Genomic DNA, 15,903 nt, shown 5'->3' with positions numbered 1-15,903 from the left:
AATTAGAGCATTATGAGGTAAATTTTTATGTTAAAGCTTAGAAAAATTAACGATAATCCAATCGTTACACTAGATCCTTATGAATATGAAGGTTTTAGATTTTCTAATAGCAATGTCGATACGCTAAGTCTTTCAAAGAATATTCTAAAGCGAGACTTTTTTATATCTTATATTGAGTACAAAGATATAATAACAGCTACCATAAACATCTCAAGAACAATAGATGATGAGGATATTGAAAACAATATCTCTATCAAAATTTACGAAGAGCTCTCTCTTGATCCTGCGATTGACTATAAAATAGTTTATTTTGAAAGCAATGTTGAAAAAGAAGATAGAATTTTTAATGTTTTTATTGCTACAAACGAAACGATAAATAAAATTTTTAAAAATATTTCTAAAAGAGTACCTTTTATAGATTATGTCGTTGTAGAGCCACTCTTATATAGTGCTATCTATAAAAAGGGCTTACTTCCTAGCACTCAGAGTGATTGTTTTTTGACATTTAGGGCCGATGAAGCATTTATAAGCATTTATGTAAATGGAGAATACCTTACATCAAGAGGTTTAAGATACACACTAAATTATCTAAAAGATAAATTTATAGAGCAAAGTGGCGAAAGAGTAAGCCTAGAAAGCTTTTTGAATATCCTAAAGACAAGAGGACTTTTAGATAGCAATGAAGAAGGCTTTAGCTACGATCTAAATACTGTTTTTGAGGACTACATATTTTACGTAAATGACACGATAAATGTTGTCAATAGAATCTATAGCATAAATATAAAAAATATCTATATTGACTGCGACTATAAAATAGAGCGTTTTGAAAAATTTATCAATACAAAGCTTGGCACAAATGCTACGAAATTAAATACAAGTACTGTAATAAATTCTAAAAATTTAGCCATTAGTGAACGATATAACATGATGGCTTTATATGCAAATTTTTACAAAAAAGAGGCCTTTAATGCTGATTTTAACTTCTCAAATTTGCTTAGGCCTGATCCGTTCACAAAAAGAAAAAGTGGTAAATTTATACTGACATGTGCTGCCGCTTTTTGCCTAAGCATGTCCTATCCACTTTATAATTATATAGCTGGCAGTATTTTAGAGGCAGATTCGCAAAGACTAAGTGATGAGCTTGATGTGCTTAATGCGCAAGCAGCACAAATAAGAAATACTCTTGAAAGACTAAAGAAAGATCAAAATGATATAAAAGGATTAACTGACAAAGAGGAAGAGAAGTTAAATTTTAGAAAAGGGTTGCTTCAAGAAATTGAAAACAAAAAAGATCATTACGTAATGAAAGGTTTAAATCTTTTTGAAATTACCGATATGATAAATAACAATAGCGTTTTTATAACAAATATTAAAAATAACGATAAAAATTTAACTGTAACGGTTGTTAGCGATAATGAAAAAAGGATTACGCAGCTAATAAAAGATATTAGCAAGATGCCTAAATATTCAGTAAATACAAAAAAAATTAAAGAAGATAAACAAAACAACGAGTATGAAAGCAATATAAGTATAGAGATTAGACAATGAGACAAGACGTTTTAAGTAAAATAGATAAGTATTTTGATGCAAAAAAGCAAAGCGAAACAAATATAATTTTTTTGGGTTCAGCTTTAATTATTATTTATATTGTTTATATGCTTTGCTTTGATCCGTCGCAAGATTTTTATGATGAAAGACTTAATGCGCATACTAAAATTAGCAATGATCTTTCAAGAACAAGAGATTATTTAAGATCAACTAGCTCACCTAGTGGGGATAAAAATTTTAAAATAAATGAAGAGTCAAAAATACTTGAAACGCTTAAAGGCAAATACTCTAGTGTTTTAAAATTTAATGCTCATTTTGATTCAAAGCTAAAAGAACTATCATTTTTATTATTTAACGATCAAAATTGGGCAAATTTTTTAGACAACATCGTATCTTTAGCAAAGCAAAATAATATAAAAATTTTAGAGTTAAAAAGCGATATAAAAGAGCCAAATTTCCAAAAGATTGAGCAAATTTTAAATATTGACTTGACATTTTTGGGAGGTTTTAAAGATATGCTTTCATATATAAATGGCCTTGAAGAATCAAAGCTAGTAGTTGATCTTCATAAAATGGATGTAAATTCTACCCAAAAAGAGCTTGGCGCTAAGATCTCAATATCTGTTTGGGGGATGAAATACTAATGAAAATAAAAATTTTATTGGCTTTTTTATTTTTAAATATTGCTTTTGCTAATCAGCTTCAAGAGGAAATGGACTCTTATGATAAAATTTTTGAAAAAATAAAGGAAAAAAGAAGCGGTCTTAGCGATATTGAGCTTTCTAGTATAAAAAATCCTTTTAAACAAGAACCTATCAAGACGATAACAGATCAAAATTCATCAATTGTCACTCAAGCTTCAAAAGGGCTTAGTTTAAAAGCAATTTTATTAAACAAAGCAAATATTGATTCCAAGTGGTATGCTGTCGGTGATATTGTTGATGGTTACAAAATAACCAACATTACTAAAAATAGTGTTTTTTTAGTAAAAGGTGATGAAAAACAAGAGCTAATTTTAAAAAATGGAAGTAAAAATGTTGAGATTAAAATTAAATAAAATATTAATAATAGGTGCACTCATTTGCTTGAATATGAACTATGCTAGTGCTAATGAGAGTAGTTGTTTAAGCAAGAATTTTAATATGAAAATTTCAGATGATGTTGCACTAGTAGATGTGTTAAATCAGCTTTCAGAGATGTGTAACTTTAGTATTGTTGCAAAGGATACTTATAGCAAGACAGAGCTAAAAGATAAAGTTTTTGGTGTTAATATCAGAAATATGAGTCTTAGCGAAGTTTTTGACCTGCTTTTAAGTGAGAAAAATTTAAGCTACGAGTTTTCAAATAATGTATTAAAAATTTTATCTTTAAAAACTCAAATTTTTAAACTAGACTATATAACTTCTATTAGAGAAGGAACTGCTGTCACCCAAGCTTCAGTGGATGCTACTCCATCTGAAATTTCTAGTAGCTCAAGTAGTAGCGATAATTCCCAAGATGATAGTTCTCAAGGCTCAAGCAACCTTATAAAAACTACCGAAAGGTTTGACTTTTGGGAAAAACTAGATGCTGAGCTCAAAGCTATTTTAAATAATAGTAGCGAACATATCACAGCACCTGATCCTATCATAAATCAAAACGCAGGTCTTATCACTGTTACAGCCACTCCTTCTCAACTTAAGCGTGTCGAGAAATATATAGATGAAATGCAAAAAAGACTAAAAAAACAAGTAATTATTGATGTTTCTATTATTTCAGTTGAGTTAAATAATGAATACAAGCAAGGTGTTGACTGGAGTAAATTTGAACTCGGGTTTAATACATACATTGGTAATTCAAGAAATAATCCGAGCTCAAGTGCTACTTGGACAAATAAAGGCAATAGCCTAAGTGATGGATTTGGACGCACATTAAATATTGCAGCTAATTTAAATTTCAGCCTTGATGGAATGATAAATTTTCTTGAAACAAATGGAAAGACAAAGGTTATATCAAGCCCAAAAGTAACAACACTTAATAATCAGCAAGCACTAATCTCAGTTGGTGATAATATAAACTACCGTGTTCAACAAAAAACTGACAATGGAAACAGCAATAGTGATAGGCTGACAACTACTTATAAACAATACTCTGTTTTTATAGGTATATTATTAAATTTATTACCAGAAGTTTCTGATAATAATAAAATCATGCTTAGAATCAATCCATCGCTTAGTAACTTCAAATACGCTGAAGACGACACAAGACAAAATGCGTTAAGAGAGATCGCTCCAGATACAGTACAAAAGAAACTCTCAACTGTCGTCCAAGTTGATAGCGGTGATACTATTATTCTTGGTGGATTAATAGGTCAGACAAAGGGTAAAAACAATACTTCTGTACCTCTTCTTTCTGACATCCCACTTATAGGTGGCGTCTTTAAAAGTACAAGAGACAATATAAAAACAACAGAGCTTATCTTTGTCATCACTCCTCATGTAGTTGATTTTGACAAAAAAAAGCCACTTAATCAATCACTAAAAGACTTAGGTTTTTCTAAAACGATCTATGAATAACAAGAATATTTATACAGATATAAAAGATATCTTTATCAACGAAGACGAAGTAGCTGATTTTGTTAATCTAGATAACTCAATCACTTGTTACAATAAGATCGTTTCGGCTCTAAAAAAGCCATTAAAGCTTATACTTTTTTATGGCAAGCCTGGTAGTGGAAAGACCTTTTTGTTAAACAAGATAGCCTCTGATCTTCAAAAGGATAAAAAATTAATTTTTTTCCCGCATCCTTTTTTTAGCGAGGCTACATTTATAGAAGCTCTTTGTGAAGATATATACGGAAATAAAATTGATAATATAAATAATTTTGAAAGTTTTGTTGCACACTACTCAAAAGAATTTAAAAATAAAGATGAAATTTTACAAAACCAAATAGTCGTCATCTTGGATGAAGCACAACTTTATCCTACTGAATTGATCGAAAAAATAAGGCTAATGGCCGATACAAGATTATTTAAATTTCTATTTACTATTCATAAAACTGAAAATGAAGATGTGTTAGCAAAGGACTATTTTCAAACTAGAATTTGGGAGAGTATAGAGCTTGGAAGTGCAAACACGAATGAAATTATAGTTTATTTGCAAAGAAAAATAGGACAAAAGGGCTACGATAAATACCTAAATTTTCAGAAAAAAGACTATGACAAAGCCTATGAGCTTTGTTGTGGAAATCTACGCACACTAAATAAAATTATGTATAAATTTTATGAAATTTGTGAATATTACGAACAAAACCAGCCATCAAAATTAAGTAGCGAGGATGCAAATATTAAAATTTTGACAATGTCTGCACTTGATACAGGAATAATTCATGCTTGAATTACAAGAAATTCAAAGGCTAGAAAAGCTTTATGAAGAGTACGAAAAAAAGAATAAAAATAGCCTTTTAAAATTGTTGTCACATAAAAAGCTAGGTCTTTTAATTATTACAACCTTGCTAATTGCTTTTATCTTTGGTGCTTTTTTATTTTTCTCAAATGCTAAAAACGAAAAAGAGACAACCGATACTCCAACTTTAGTTGAGAAAAATTTGACAATACAAACAGATATAAAAGAAAAGAACATGACCTTTGCTGAAACTAATGTCAGCAAAAATATTTTAGAAGATGGCAAACAAAAAAGTGAGCAGGCAAAAGAGAGGTTTGAATCAGATAAGAAGCAAGATGAGCTTGCTGAGAAAATAGCCAAAAAGCTAGAACAATCCATAAAATTAAATGAAGATAACAAAGAGCAGACAGCAGATAAAAAGCAAAGAAGCGGTGGCGGTTGGTTAAAGCTAAATTTACCAACTGAAAATGAAAATATGCAAAATGAACAGCCTTTACCAAATGAAGAAATAATAGAATTAGAACCAAAGGCAAAGCCAAAAATTGATATTCAAATTTCAAGTGAAAACAATGAAATTTCTATACTAAAGGAAGATTTTAATAAAAATAAAAATCCAGAAATAGCCCTTAAAATAGCAAGAAAATGCTATCAAGATAAAAGATATAGCGACACTATAAAATGGGCACTATCGGCAAATAATTTAGATAGTAGCATTGAGGAGTCTTGGGTCATGTTTGCTAAGGCAAAATATATGCTAAAACAAAAAGATGATGCCTTGCGCGCATTAGAAGAATATAATAAAAATAAAAATAAGCCCGAGATAAATGAGCTAATAAATAAGATAAAAAGTGATACGTTGTGAAATTTTTACTTATTATATTTTTATCATTAAATGCCTTTGCTATTGGGACGGCTGACATTAAAAGTTATTTTGAAAAAGCTGAATATCCTAAAATTTGTAATCAAAAAATACAAGATCTTTTAAAAGATTCACAAAATGAAGAATTTCTTAATATCTTTGGCATATCTTGCTTAAAAACAAATGATATAGATAGGCTCGCTCTTCCAGCAAGCAAACTATCAAAAACACAAAGCTCAAGAGAGAATGCAGCGTATTTTGCTGATATATTACTTAAAAAAAAGCTATTGCTTCATGCTATCTTGGATGGGGCTGATATAAGCTATATTAGGCTTCCAAAGAGCGATTACATTCTTTCATTTATATTTGATAAATTTGTCAAAAAAGAATACGTTGAGGAGCTTGGCGTATTTATTTTTGAAGAGCCAAATTCAGACACAAGATATGAGCTTAGTGCAATTGTTGGCTCAAATTTTGCAAAAATGATTTTAAAAATTTTTAAAAATGACGATCTTACTTCGCAGATTGAGTATAGATAAAGAGAAGAGATGAATAATTTAGAAAATTTAACGCTAAAGACATTAGAACAACTTAATAAACTAAATGATGAGCAAATTTTAAAGATTATAGAGATAAAAAAAATAAACGAAAAAAGTCTTTTGGCTATTTTGCTTGAAGAAAATATGCTAGAAGAAGAGATTTTTTTTGAAATTCTATCTGATATTTATAGAAGAGGACACACTGACATTGATGAAATTTCGACTAGTCTTCAGATAGATCAAAAGCGCTTTATTCAATATGTATGTGATAAATTTAAAATCACATTTTTTGATCTTGATGATATAGATATCGACTACCGTATCAGTGAAAAGCTAAGCACCTCGCAGCTAAAATCATATAACGCCATCCCTGTAAAAGAAGATGAGATAAGCGTTTATGTTGCTTTTAAAAATCCTTTTGATGTGATCATTCAAGATAAAGTTCAAAATTTATTTAACAGAAAGCTATTAAAAGTAGCTTGCGCCGATCCAGCCCAGATAGAAAAATATATAAATAAAATAGCTCTTAATGAAAGTATAAAAGACGTCATTACAGAGATTAGAAAAGAGCTTTCAAGCTCTAGCAGTCAAGGGCAAAGCACAGAAAGCTCTGGAATTTTAAAACTAATTGAGATAATTTTAAAAACATCTATTCAAAGCAGAGCAAGCGATATTCACATCGAGCCAACTGAGACAAACTGCATCGTAAGAAGCAGGATAGATGGTATGCTAAGTGAGACATTTATATTTGATAAAGATATCTATCCTCCGATGGTTAGCCGTATGAAGCTACTTTCAAATATGGATATCGCAGAGCGTCGCCGCCCACAAGATGGTAGATTTTCAGCTCAAATTTTAGATAAAGAGTACGATTTTCGTATCTCCACACTACCTATTTTAAACGGCGAAAGCATAGTTTTAAGAATTTTGGACAAATCAAAAGTTATCATAAACATTGAAGACCTCGGTATGCATCCAGATAACTTTGCTAAGTTTAAAAAGAGCATGAAAGCGCCTTATGGCATCATCCTAGTTACTGGTCCGACAGGATCAGGAAAAACGACTACACTTTATGGTGCATTAAATGACATAAAAAGTGTAAAAACTAAGATTATTACCGTTGAAGATCCGGTTGAGTATCAGCTAAATATGATCCAACAAGTACATGTAAATGAGAAGGCTGGGCTTACTTTTATCTCAGCTCTTCGCTCTATTTTAAGGCAAGATCCAGACATTATTATGATAGGTGAGATCAGAGATCAAGAGACGCTTAGAATCGCAATTCAAGCAGCACTAACTGGCCACTTGGTTTTTTCTACACTTCATACAAACGACGCTATTAGCGCTTTACCTCGTATGGTTGATATGGGTATTGAGCCATATTTAGTGAGTGGTGCACTAGTTTGCATTGAGGCGCAAAGGCTTGTAAGAAAGCTTTGCCCGTATTGCAAACAAAAAGTCACGCTATCTCAAAAAGCTCTTGATGAGATTAAGAAATTTCTTCCTAAAGATTATCAGTTTTATAAAAGCGTAGGTTGCCAACACTGCTCACAAACCGGATATCTAGGGCGTGAAATGATAAGTGAAATATTGTCTATCAGCGATCATATAGCAAGTATCGTAGCAAACAACGCTTCAAAAGAAGAGCTTAAAAAGGCTGCCTATGACGAAGGCTTTATAGATATGTTCCACGATGGCGTTATACGCGCAGCAAATGGTGTAACAACAATCGAAGAAGTATATAGAGTTGCCAAGATATGAAATTTTATGAAATAGAATATATAAAAGATGGCAAACGCCAAAAGATGAGCCTAAAGGCCAATAGCAAAAATGATGTAAAAAATCGTGCAAATATTCAAGGCATGATAGTAAAGATCAAAGAAACTCAAGTTTCAAGTATCAATAATGATTTTTTGGACTTGCAAGAAAAATTTAACAAAATTTTCTCTTCTTCAAAAGTAAAAATTCCAGCTCTTGTTGCTACCATAAGGCAACTTAGCGTTATGACTAATGCTGGTATATCAATACATGATGGCATAAAAGAGACAGCAAATGCTACCGAGGATAAAAGGCTAAAAGCAATATTTCAAACACTAGATGAAGACCTAAATCAAGGTGCAAGCTTAACTCAAAGTATAGAAAATTTTCAAGAAGAGCTAGGCGATGTCACTGTCGCTATGGTAAGGCTTGGAGAGAGTACTGGTAATATGGCCGATGCATTATCAAAGCTAGCTTCTATCTTACAGGAAGTCTGGGATAACCAGCAAAAATTTAAAAAAGCCATAAGGTATCCAATAACCGTAATATGCTCTATAATTTTGGCTTTTATTGTGCTTATGACATCAGTTGTTCCACAATTTCGAGAAATTTTTAGCCAGCTTAATGCCGATCTCCCACTTCCTACTAAAATTTTACTAAACATTGAATACATAATGAGCAATTACGGTATATACATAATAGTTGTTCTTGTCGCATTTGCTTTTTTGCTAAAAAGGCAATATTCAAATGATGAAAATTTTAGGGATAAGGTCGATAAATATCTACTAAAAGTCTATCTTGTGGGCAAAATAATATTTTTTGCAAATATGAGTAGATTTAATCTAATCTTTACAGAGCTTGTTCGCGCAGGACTTCCTATCGCTGATGCGCTAGATACTGCCGTTGTAACTGTTTCAAATCAAGATATAAGAAATAAGCTAACTGCTGTAAAAGTACTGGTTGGTCGCGGCATAAGCTTAACCGAGGCCTTTAGGCAAACAGGACTTTATGAGGGCATGCTTATACAAATGATAGGTGCTGGCGAACAAAGTGGTAGCTTAGATGACATGACACAAAAAGTTACTGATTATTATAGAGTGAAATTTAATGATATTATTGATAATATTTCAAACTATATTGAGCCGATACTACTAATATTTATCGCAGCTATGGTGCTTTTGCTCGCCCTTGGTATATTTATGCCAATGTGGGATATGGCAAAAGCTGTTAAAAATTAAATCAACATTTAAAGGAGTAAAATGCCTATAGAAAGAGAATATGGCGTTGATGAGAACGCATTTTTAGTTTCAAAAACAGATACAAAAGGAAGGATCACTTATTGCAACGAGCCTTTTTTAAATATCGTAGGAGTAAAACAAGGTGATCTCTTGGGAAAACCGCACAATATAATAAGACACACTGATATGCCAAGAGTTATTTTTAAGCTACTTTGGGAGCGCATACAAAATAAAGAGGAAATTTTTGCCTTTATTAAAAATAAAACTCTCAATGGTGGATTTTACTGGGTATTTGGTAATATCACAGCTTCACTTGATCAACAAGATAATATCGTTGGATACTATTCTGTTAGACGTAAGCCAAATGCAAAAGCGATAGAGATCATAAAACCACTTTATGCAAAACTACTTGAGCTAGAACGAGATGGCGGTATCGAAGCATCTAAAAAATATTTATTTAATTTTTTGGAAGAAAAATCAACAAGCTATGATGAATTTATAAACAACTTACAAAGGCTCTAGATATGTTTAAGAAAAAATCAAATGCAATAAATGAGATTTTAAGTGTTGTCAAATCGGCAAGAAATGGCATACTAGAGCCTCGCATTGTCAATGTTGGAGAAAAGGACGAGATGTATGAAGTCGCCCTTGGCATAAATGATCTATTAGATCAAGTTGAGGCGCTTCAACGTGAAATTTCAACCTCAGTCCAAGCTGCACAAAACTCGAAAACATATAGAAATATATTTGTAGAAGGGTTTAGGGGTTTATTTAAACGAAATGCCATATCTATGAGCAAGGGTGTCACAGGTATAAAAGACGGCCAAAAAAGCAAGGTTAGAGGTCTTCTATCAAGCGAGCTTGACAAACTTGGAAACGGTATAAATGGTATAAATTATGTAAGAGATGATCTAAATGAAAGTATCAAAAATTTAAGCCAAACAGCAACAGATGCTAAACAAACTGCACAAATAGCAAGAGAAAATATGTCAAACATCGTCGAACTTAGTCAAAACATGGGAGAGCTTGATGGTCTAGTACAAAGCTGCTCAAATGCTACTGGTATGCTAAGCACTAGGGCTTCTGAAATAAGCTCTGTTTTAAATTTAATAAAAGATATTGCCGATCAGACAAATCTGCTTGCTCTTAACGCCGCCATTGAAGCTGCCCGCGCAGGAGAGCACGGACGTGGTTTTGCGGTAGTTGCTGATGAGGTAAGAAAACTAGCTGAAAACACACAAAAAGCCGCAAGCGACATAGAAGTCAATATAAAAACACTTCAGCAAGAGGTAAATGATATCGATGAAAATTCTAAAAAAATCGATGAAATTTCTAAACTAACGACACAAAATGTAGAAAATTTCAAAAAGGTATTGAGCGAGTTTAATGCAAATGCACAAAATACTGCTCAAACATCAAAATATGTCGAAAATAAAACCTTTGCCATAATTGCAAAAATTTCGCAAATTGCCTACAAAACTAAAGTGTACTCTGATCTTATAAACGAACAAGGATATAGTGAAGAAATACGTGATTTAGCGCAAAGTCTGCTAGATTGGTATGAGAACGAGAGTATAAGCGAACACAAGCAAAATAAAAATTTTGATAAGTCAAAAGAACTTACAACGTCGCTAAATAATGAAATCAAACTCTTGCTCGAGAAGTCAGCTTCTGGCTATAATGAACAAAATTTAAATTATTTTGTTGATAAGTCTAAAAAAATAGAAGATCTAAGCGAGCAAATTTTTGCTTCGTATAACGAAATTTTTAAAGATAAAAACTAAAGTGTTAAATTATCTTTGATGTTTTTTGGGGTGGTCAAAAAATAACGCTTTTGCACTACCCTCTTTTAACTCACTAAATTTACATCCAAACTCAACGCAAAATATTCCAGAAGTTGGGATATTGTCTATTGATGAATCGCTTAAATACTCACAAATTTCAGTTATGCTTGGGTTGTGCGTGATGATAAAAATTTCATCCAAACTCTCATCTATATTTTTGACAAATTTTAAAAGATCTTCAAAACTTATATCATAAAGCTCATCTATAAGGCTGGTCTCTTCTTTAAATTTTAAAGTTTTAGTGATAATCTTTGCCGTTTGCTCGCACCTTTTAGCACTGCTTGAAAAGATGGCTCCTGGCATCACATCATACATTTTTAGTCTATTTGCCATAAATTTAGCGTCTTCTTTGCCTTTTTGACTAAGCTCCCTTAAGGCATCTTTAGCTCCGTCCTTATTCTCATCAACCGCTTTTGAATGTCTTATGAAATAAATTTTACTCACTATCTCTCCTTTGAGAAATTCTTTATCAAGCAAAGCTCTTCTTTGCTAAATCCAGCTTTTAAGCGATCTTGCTCATTGATCTCTCTAACATTTTTAAATGAATTTGGATACAAACTTAAGATAATGTCAAAGTAACTATTTTCATCAATACCCTCTTTTTTACAAGCAAATTTAAACCACTTATCGCCTTTATAAACATGAGAGACCTCCTCCTTTAAGATGACTTTTAGGCACTCAATGAGCTCTTCGTTTCCGCCCTCACCTTCGAGCCTTTTTATAATATGAGCGTTTGCATCAAGGCCGTTTGCCTCCATATATCGTGGCAGTAGCGCCATACGGCTAGTTAGACTATCTGAAGTCTTTTGAAGTGCGATAAATAGGCCATCATGCACACTTAGTTCGCCGTATCTACCGCCTTGTTTTAAGAGCAAATTTTCTATCATACAAAAGTGTCTGATCTCATCTTCAGCTACTTCTAGCCAGTCTTCATAAAATTCTCTTGGCAAATTTCTAAATCTATAACAAGCATCAAGCGCGATGTCAATAGCACTAAATTCAATATGAGCTACCGAATGGATAAAATTTAAATTTTTATCCTTTGGCTTTACTTTTTTGTTTAGCTCTTTCATGCTAACTACTTCACAAAATTTTGCATAGCTAGGCGTTATTAGCTCGTTTGGTTTAGAGCTTTCACAAAAATTTATATTAAAATCTCGTTTAAATTTCTCATAAAATAGTTCAAATTTTAAAAATTTAAGCCCGATGTCACCTTCATTTAAAATTTCCCAAATTTCATCAAAAAAATTCATATTTTCTCTTTATTTAAATCTGCATTTACAAGTGTAAATTTATATAAATAATGCTTAAAATTTGAGCCTAGTATTTGTTTTAAAAGGTTTTTAGTAAAAATTTCTGATTTATTTTGCTTTGCCATATCCAGCAAATCTATTTGCTGCCAAGCAACTTGAGTTTGAACACCTTACAAGGTAGCTATTTATCTCTTGATTTCCTTTTAGATGCACATTTTTTTGTTTTAGATTCATATAGCTATGAATTATCTTTCCGCCAGAATTATGTATAAATTTTACCGTCTCATCGCCAAGAACAGCTGTAACTATGCCAACATGAGTGATATTTTTCTTATCTTTATTTTTCTGAACACCCTTGCCAAGAGTATTTGAGAAAAATACAAGATCGCCTATTTTTGGATTTTTATGAGTAATTAAATTTTTACTTTCATAAAAATTATAGATCGCTTTTGACTTTCTACCGCCATTATCGTAGTAGCGATTTATTGTCTTTTCATCAAAATACATATTTTGATGCTTTGCATTTACGATAGAAACGAATCCTGAGCAATCACCGCCAGCTCTTGTATTTAGGTATTTTTTAAAAAAAGAACCAAATTTTTTATCTTCTCTATCATTATCTTCATCTATGATTTCACCAATCATTTGCTCGCTAAAATCAACACTTGAAGTTACGGTCTGATTTGTTTCATTTTGTGGAGTTGTCGGTTGATTAGAGGTAAAAGAACAACCTGTAAAAAATATAATGCTAAGAATAAAAAAGATTTTTTTATTTATTGAATTTGACATATTTATATCCAAAATTTTAGTATTTGCAATTTTAACTTTTAAACGTAAATGAACCGGAAATAGTGCTTTGCTTTCTTTATTCTAAGTTAAAAAGCAATATAATATCGGCAAAAAACATATTTTCTTAAGGCAAAAAACAATGATGCACTATTTAAAGATAAAAGGAAATACCAAACTAAGTGGCGAAGTAAAAATAAGCGGTGCTAAAAATGCTGCTCTACCGATCATCGCCCTAACCTTACTCGCAAAAAAAAGTGTAAATTTAACAAATATCCCAAATGTCGCTGATATAAAAACGCTTTGCCAACTGCTAACTAACCTAGGAGCAAAGTGCGAATTTAAAGACAAAAACTCACTAAGCATAGATACAAGCAGTGTAAGCTCAACTACTGCAAATTATGACATCGTTAGAAAGATGAGAGCATCGATCTTAACGCTCGGACCGCTTCTTGCACGTTTTGGCCACTGCGAAGTGAGCCTACCTGGAGGATGTGCGATCGGACAAAGACCTATTGATCTGCATCTAAATGCACTCGAAAAAATGGGAGCAAATATCGAAATAAAGCAAGGCTACGTCGTTGCAACAGCACCAAATGGACTAAAAGGCGCAAAGATCGTTTTTGATAAGATCACCGTAACTGGCAGCGAAAATATCATCATGGCTGCAGCTCTAGCTCACGGCACGACAGAGCTTTTTAACGTAGCGCTTGAGCCTGAAGTGGTGCAAATTTGTGAAATTTTGGCTAAGAGTGGCGTTAAAATAGAAGGCATCGGCACAAGTGAACTAAAGATAACTGGAAGCGGCCAAAAATTGCTTGAAATTTGCGATATCGAGGTCATCCCTGATAGGATTGAGGCTGGTACATACCTTTGTGCTGGAGCTATAACAAATAGCAAAATTTCAGTCACAAAGGCAAATGCAGCCCATATGACGGCTATTTTAAATAAATTTGAAGAGATGGGTTTTGGTATAGAGATAGATGGCGACAAGATCACGATATTGCCAGCAAAAGAGATAAAACCAGTAGAGATAAGAACCACTGAGTATCCGGGCTTTCCAACAGATATGCAAGCTCAATTTATGGCGCTTTGCCTTGCGGCAAATGGTGTTAGCACGATAGATGAGAGACTTTTTGAAAACCGCTTTATGCACGTTAGCGAGCTTGCTAGAATGGGAGCAGATATTAAATTAAATGGGCATATTGCAAGCGTTTATGCACCAGCCAAGCTAAATGCAGCCGATGTGATGGCGACAGATCTTAGAGCTAGCTCAGCGCTGATACTAGCTGCTCTTATAGCAAATGGCGAAAGCTTGGTACATAGAATTTATCACCTTGATAGAGGATATGAAAATTTAGAAGAGAAATTTCAAGGCCTTGGTGCAAATATTACTAGGCTTGAGGAGTAAAAATGCTACTAAATGATGCATTAGATGCGCTTAAATCTAAATTCAAATTAAAAACAGATAGTGAAATTTTACCTATCAGCATGGCTCTTGGTAAAACATTGGCAAATGATGTAGTGGCGGTAAAAGACTTGCCATGTTTTGATAACTCTGCGCTTGATGGCTTTGCTGTGAAATTTGAAGATAAAGACAAGCCATATAAAATAGTTGCAAGTGCCTTTGCAGGCGATAAAGAGCAGCTAAGCATCGGCAAAAATGAGTGCGTTAAGATAATGACTGGCGCGAAGATGCCAAAGGGTGCTGATACTATCATAAAGATTGAAGACTGCGTAGTTGATGGAAATTTTATAAAAGCACCAAATAATCTTAAAAAAGGTGATGGGTATCGCTTTAAAGGCGAAGAGGTAAAGATTGGTGAAATTTTATTAAAAAGTGGCGAGGTTTTAAACACTAGAGGCATAATGATACTAGCAGCACAGGGCATAAGTTTTATAAATGTTAAAAAACAGCCTAGTGTTGCAGTTTACTCAAGCGGAAACGAGATCATCGAGCCTTGGCAAAGAGCGAGCGAGGATGAAATTTACAATGCAAATGCCTTTGGCATCGCTGCACTTTTAAGTTCTATTGGGCAAGATAGCTCATATCTTGGCATCATAAAAGATGAGCTAAGTGCTGTCAAACAGGCATTTCTAAATGCCACAAACTACGACATAGTTATCTGTTCTGGCGGAGCAAGCGCTGGTGAGGCTGACTTTATGAAAATAGCTCTAAGCGAGCTTGGATACAATGAAATTTTTTCACATATTGATATAAGACCTGGCAAACCTTGCAAGGCTTATGAAAAAGATGGCAAACTTATTTTTGTCCTTCCTGGAAATCCAATGGCAGCTTATGTTTGCATGATGATGCTTGTTTTGCCTCTTTTAAAAGAGGATTGCTTTGTGATACAAAATGCTATAAATGCGCAAAATTTAAAGGTAAAATCAGGCAGGATCAATGCCATTTTTGGAAATATTGAAAATGATAAATTTATAGCAACAAATGGTGGAAAATACGGCTCTGGCATGATAGATCATATTTTAAAAAGTACTTTTATGTTTTTAACTAGCCCAGATCAAAGCGAAATTTTACAAAATAGTGAAATTTCTCTTATAAAACTTCCATAAAATCTTGACAAATGAAAAACAATCTGATAGAATGCGGACTTCATTTTAACTGCGGGAATAGCTCAGGGGTAGAGCACAACCTTGCCAAGGTTGGGGTCGCGAGTTCGAATCTCGTTTCCC

Annotated in this window: 16 protein-coding genes; 13 read left to right on the top strand and 3 right to left on the bottom strand. The window is 32.9% G+C overall.

Annotated features, from left to right (window positions below; genetic code table 11):
- The first annotated feature begins 27 nt into the window (after positions 1–27).
- The 11 genes from ATCC51562_RS05840 to ATCC51562_RS05790 are packed head-to-tail and all read left to right on the top strand — an operon-like array spanning position 28 to position 11,110.
- Positions 28–1,548: a hypothetical protein gene (locus ATCC51562_RS05840; RefSeq protein ID WP_021091308.1), complete on the top strand. Its 1,521-nt coding sequence runs from the start codon at positions 28–30 to the stop codon at positions 1,546–1,548.
- Entirely contained in the window at positions 1,545–2,192 is a 648-nt protein-coding gene (locus ATCC51562_RS05835; RefSeq protein WP_021091353.1) for a hypothetical protein, read from the top strand. Before ATCC51562_RS05840 ends, ATCC51562_RS05835 begins: the two co-directional genes overlap by 4 nt.
- The gene (locus ATCC51562_RS05830; RefSeq protein ID WP_021091354.1) at positions 2,192–2,605 is read left to right on the top strand and encodes a hypothetical protein; all 414 of its coding nucleotides are present in this window, start codon (positions 2,192–2,194) and stop codon (positions 2,603–2,605) included. The genes ATCC51562_RS05835 and ATCC51562_RS05830 overlap by 1 nt, the downstream gene beginning before the upstream one ends.
- Positions 2,583–4,103 carry a pilus (MSHA type) biogenesis protein MshL gene (gene mshL, locus ATCC51562_RS05825; RefSeq protein WP_035167467.1) on the top strand — a complete coding sequence of 507 codons (1,521 nt, stop codon included), beginning with the start codon at positions 2,583–2,585 and terminating at the stop codon, positions 4,101–4,103. The genes ATCC51562_RS05830 and mshL overlap by 23 nt, the downstream gene beginning before the upstream one ends.
- Positions 4,096–4,923, top strand: a complete 828-nt coding sequence (locus ATCC51562_RS05820; RefSeq protein WP_021091360.1) for an ATP-binding protein — start codon at positions 4,096–4,098, stop codon at positions 4,921–4,923. Before mshL ends, ATCC51562_RS05820 begins: the two co-directional genes overlap by 8 nt.
- Positions 4,916–5,794, top strand: coding sequence for a hypothetical protein (locus ATCC51562_RS05815; protein ID WP_021091318.1), 879 nt, complete (start codon positions 4,916–4,918; stop codon positions 5,792–5,794). The genes ATCC51562_RS05820 and ATCC51562_RS05815 overlap by 8 nt, the downstream gene beginning before the upstream one ends.
- A complete protein-coding gene (locus ATCC51562_RS05810; protein WP_021091284.1) occupies positions 5,791–6,330 on the top strand; it encodes a hypothetical protein in 540 nt (179 codons plus the stop codon). The genes ATCC51562_RS05815 and ATCC51562_RS05810 overlap by 4 nt, the downstream gene beginning before the upstream one ends.
- Positions 6,331–6,339: 9 nt before the next feature.
- On the top strand, positions 6,340–8,091 hold the full coding sequence (locus ATCC51562_RS05805) for a GspE/PulE family protein (RefSeq protein WP_021091385.1): 1,752 nt from the start codon (positions 6,340–6,342) through the stop codon (positions 8,089–8,091).
- Positions 8,088–9,326, top strand: a complete 1,239-nt coding sequence (locus ATCC51562_RS05800) for a type II secretion system F family protein (RefSeq protein ID WP_021091303.1) — start codon at positions 8,088–8,090, stop codon at positions 9,324–9,326. The genes ATCC51562_RS05805 and ATCC51562_RS05800 overlap by 4 nt, the downstream gene beginning before the upstream one ends.
- Before the next feature lie 21 nt (positions 9,327–9,347).
- Positions 9,348–9,848, top strand: coding sequence for a PAS domain-containing protein (locus ATCC51562_RS05795; protein WP_021091396.1), 501 nt, complete (start codon positions 9,348–9,350; stop codon positions 9,846–9,848).
- 2 nt (positions 9,849–9,850) lie between these two features.
- The gene (locus tag ATCC51562_RS05790; RefSeq protein ID WP_021091384.1) at positions 9,851–11,110 is read left to right on the top strand and encodes a methyl-accepting chemotaxis protein; all 1,260 of its coding nucleotides are present in this window, start codon (positions 9,851–9,853) and stop codon (positions 11,108–11,110) included.
- Between the two features lie 9 nt (positions 11,111–11,119).
- On the opposite strand, the gene ATCC51562_RS05785 is transcribed toward ATCC51562_RS05790, so the two are convergent.
- From ATCC51562_RS05785 to ATCC51562_RS05775, 3 genes are all read right to left on the bottom strand, one after another.
- Complete coding sequence (locus tag ATCC51562_RS05785; protein WP_021091334.1) at positions 11,120–11,614, bottom strand: SixA phosphatase family protein; 495 nt, start codon at positions 11,612–11,614, stop codon at positions 11,120–11,122.
- A complete protein-coding gene (locus ATCC51562_RS05780) occupies positions 11,614–12,423 on the bottom strand; it encodes a ferritin-like domain-containing protein (RefSeq protein WP_021091348.1) in 810 nt (269 codons plus the stop codon). The genes ATCC51562_RS05785 and ATCC51562_RS05780 overlap by 1 nt, the downstream gene beginning before the upstream one ends.
- Before the next feature lie 108 nt (positions 12,424–12,531).
- Positions 12,532–13,212, bottom strand: a complete 681-nt coding sequence (locus tag ATCC51562_RS05775) for an NlpC/P60 family protein (protein ID WP_021091340.1) — start codon at positions 13,210–13,212, stop codon at positions 12,532–12,534.
- A 139-nt stretch (positions 13,213–13,351) separates the two neighbouring features.
- Between ATCC51562_RS05775 and murA the strand changes: the two genes are divergently transcribed.
- The gene (gene murA, locus ATCC51562_RS05770) at positions 13,352–14,620 is read left to right on the top strand and encodes a UDP-N-acetylglucosamine 1-carboxyvinyltransferase (RefSeq protein WP_021091349.1); all 1,269 of its coding nucleotides are present in this window, start codon (positions 13,352–13,354) and stop codon (positions 14,618–14,620) included.
- Positions 14,621–14,622: 2 nt separating this feature from the next.
- Entirely contained in the window at positions 14,623–15,783 is a 1,161-nt protein-coding gene (locus ATCC51562_RS05765) for a molybdopterin molybdotransferase MoeA (protein ID WP_021091391.1), read from the top strand.
- The last annotated feature ends 120 nt before the right edge of the window (positions 15,784–15,903 follow it).

It is taken from the genome of Campylobacter concisus ATCC 51562 (genome assembly GCF_000466745.1).
Classification (GTDB): Bacteria; Campylobacterota; Campylobacteria; order Campylobacterales; family Campylobacteraceae; genus Campylobacter_A; species Campylobacter_A concisus_B.
The sequence above is the reverse complement of the archived record's forward strand: the minus strand, read 5'-3'. Positions and strand labels throughout refer to the sequence as shown.

Coding starts and splice junctions, on each gene's coding strand:
- ATCC51562_RS05775 (WP_021091340.1), bottom strand. CDS start 13,212: ATGTCAAATTCAATAAATAAAAAAATCTTTTTTATTCTTAGCATTATA.
- ATCC51562_RS05840 (WP_021091308.1), top strand. CDS start 28: ATGTTAAAGCTTAGAAAAATTAACGATAATCCAATCGTTACACTAGAT.
- mshL (WP_035167467.1), top strand. CDS start 2,583: ATGTTGAGATTAAAATTAAATAAAATATTAATAATAGGTGCACTCATT.
- murA (WP_021091349.1), top strand. CDS start 13,352: ATGATGCACTATTTAAAGATAAAAGGAAATACCAAACTAAGTGGCGAA.
- ATCC51562_RS05765 (WP_021091391.1), top strand. CDS start 14,623: ATGCTACTAAATGATGCATTAGATGCGCTTAAATCTAAATTCAAATTA.
- ATCC51562_RS05805 (WP_021091385.1), top strand. CDS start 6,340: ATGAATAATTTAGAAAATTTAACGCTAAAGACATTAGAACAACTTAAT.
- ATCC51562_RS05815 (WP_021091318.1), top strand. CDS start 4,916: ATGCTTGAATTACAAGAAATTCAAAGGCTAGAAAAGCTTTATGAAGAG.
- ATCC51562_RS05780 (WP_021091348.1), bottom strand. CDS start 12,423: ATGAATTTTTTTGATGAAATTTGGGAAATTTTAAATGAAGGTGACATC.
- ATCC51562_RS05800 (WP_021091303.1), top strand. CDS start 8,088: ATGAAATTTTATGAAATAGAATATATAAAAGATGGCAAACGCCAAAAG.
- ATCC51562_RS05820 (WP_021091360.1), top strand. CDS start 4,096: ATGAATAACAAGAATATTTATACAGATATAAAAGATATCTTTATCAAC.
- ATCC51562_RS05795 (WP_021091396.1), top strand. CDS start 9,348: ATGCCTATAGAAAGAGAATATGGCGTTGATGAGAACGCATTTTTAGTT.
- ATCC51562_RS05790 (WP_021091384.1), top strand. CDS start 9,851: ATGTTTAAGAAAAAATCAAATGCAATAAATGAGATTTTAAGTGTTGTC.
- ATCC51562_RS05830 (WP_021091354.1), top strand. CDS start 2,192: ATGAAAATAAAAATTTTATTGGCTTTTTTATTTTTAAATATTGCTTTT.
- ATCC51562_RS05835 (WP_021091353.1), top strand. CDS start 1,545: ATGAGACAAGACGTTTTAAGTAAAATAGATAAGTATTTTGATGCAAAA.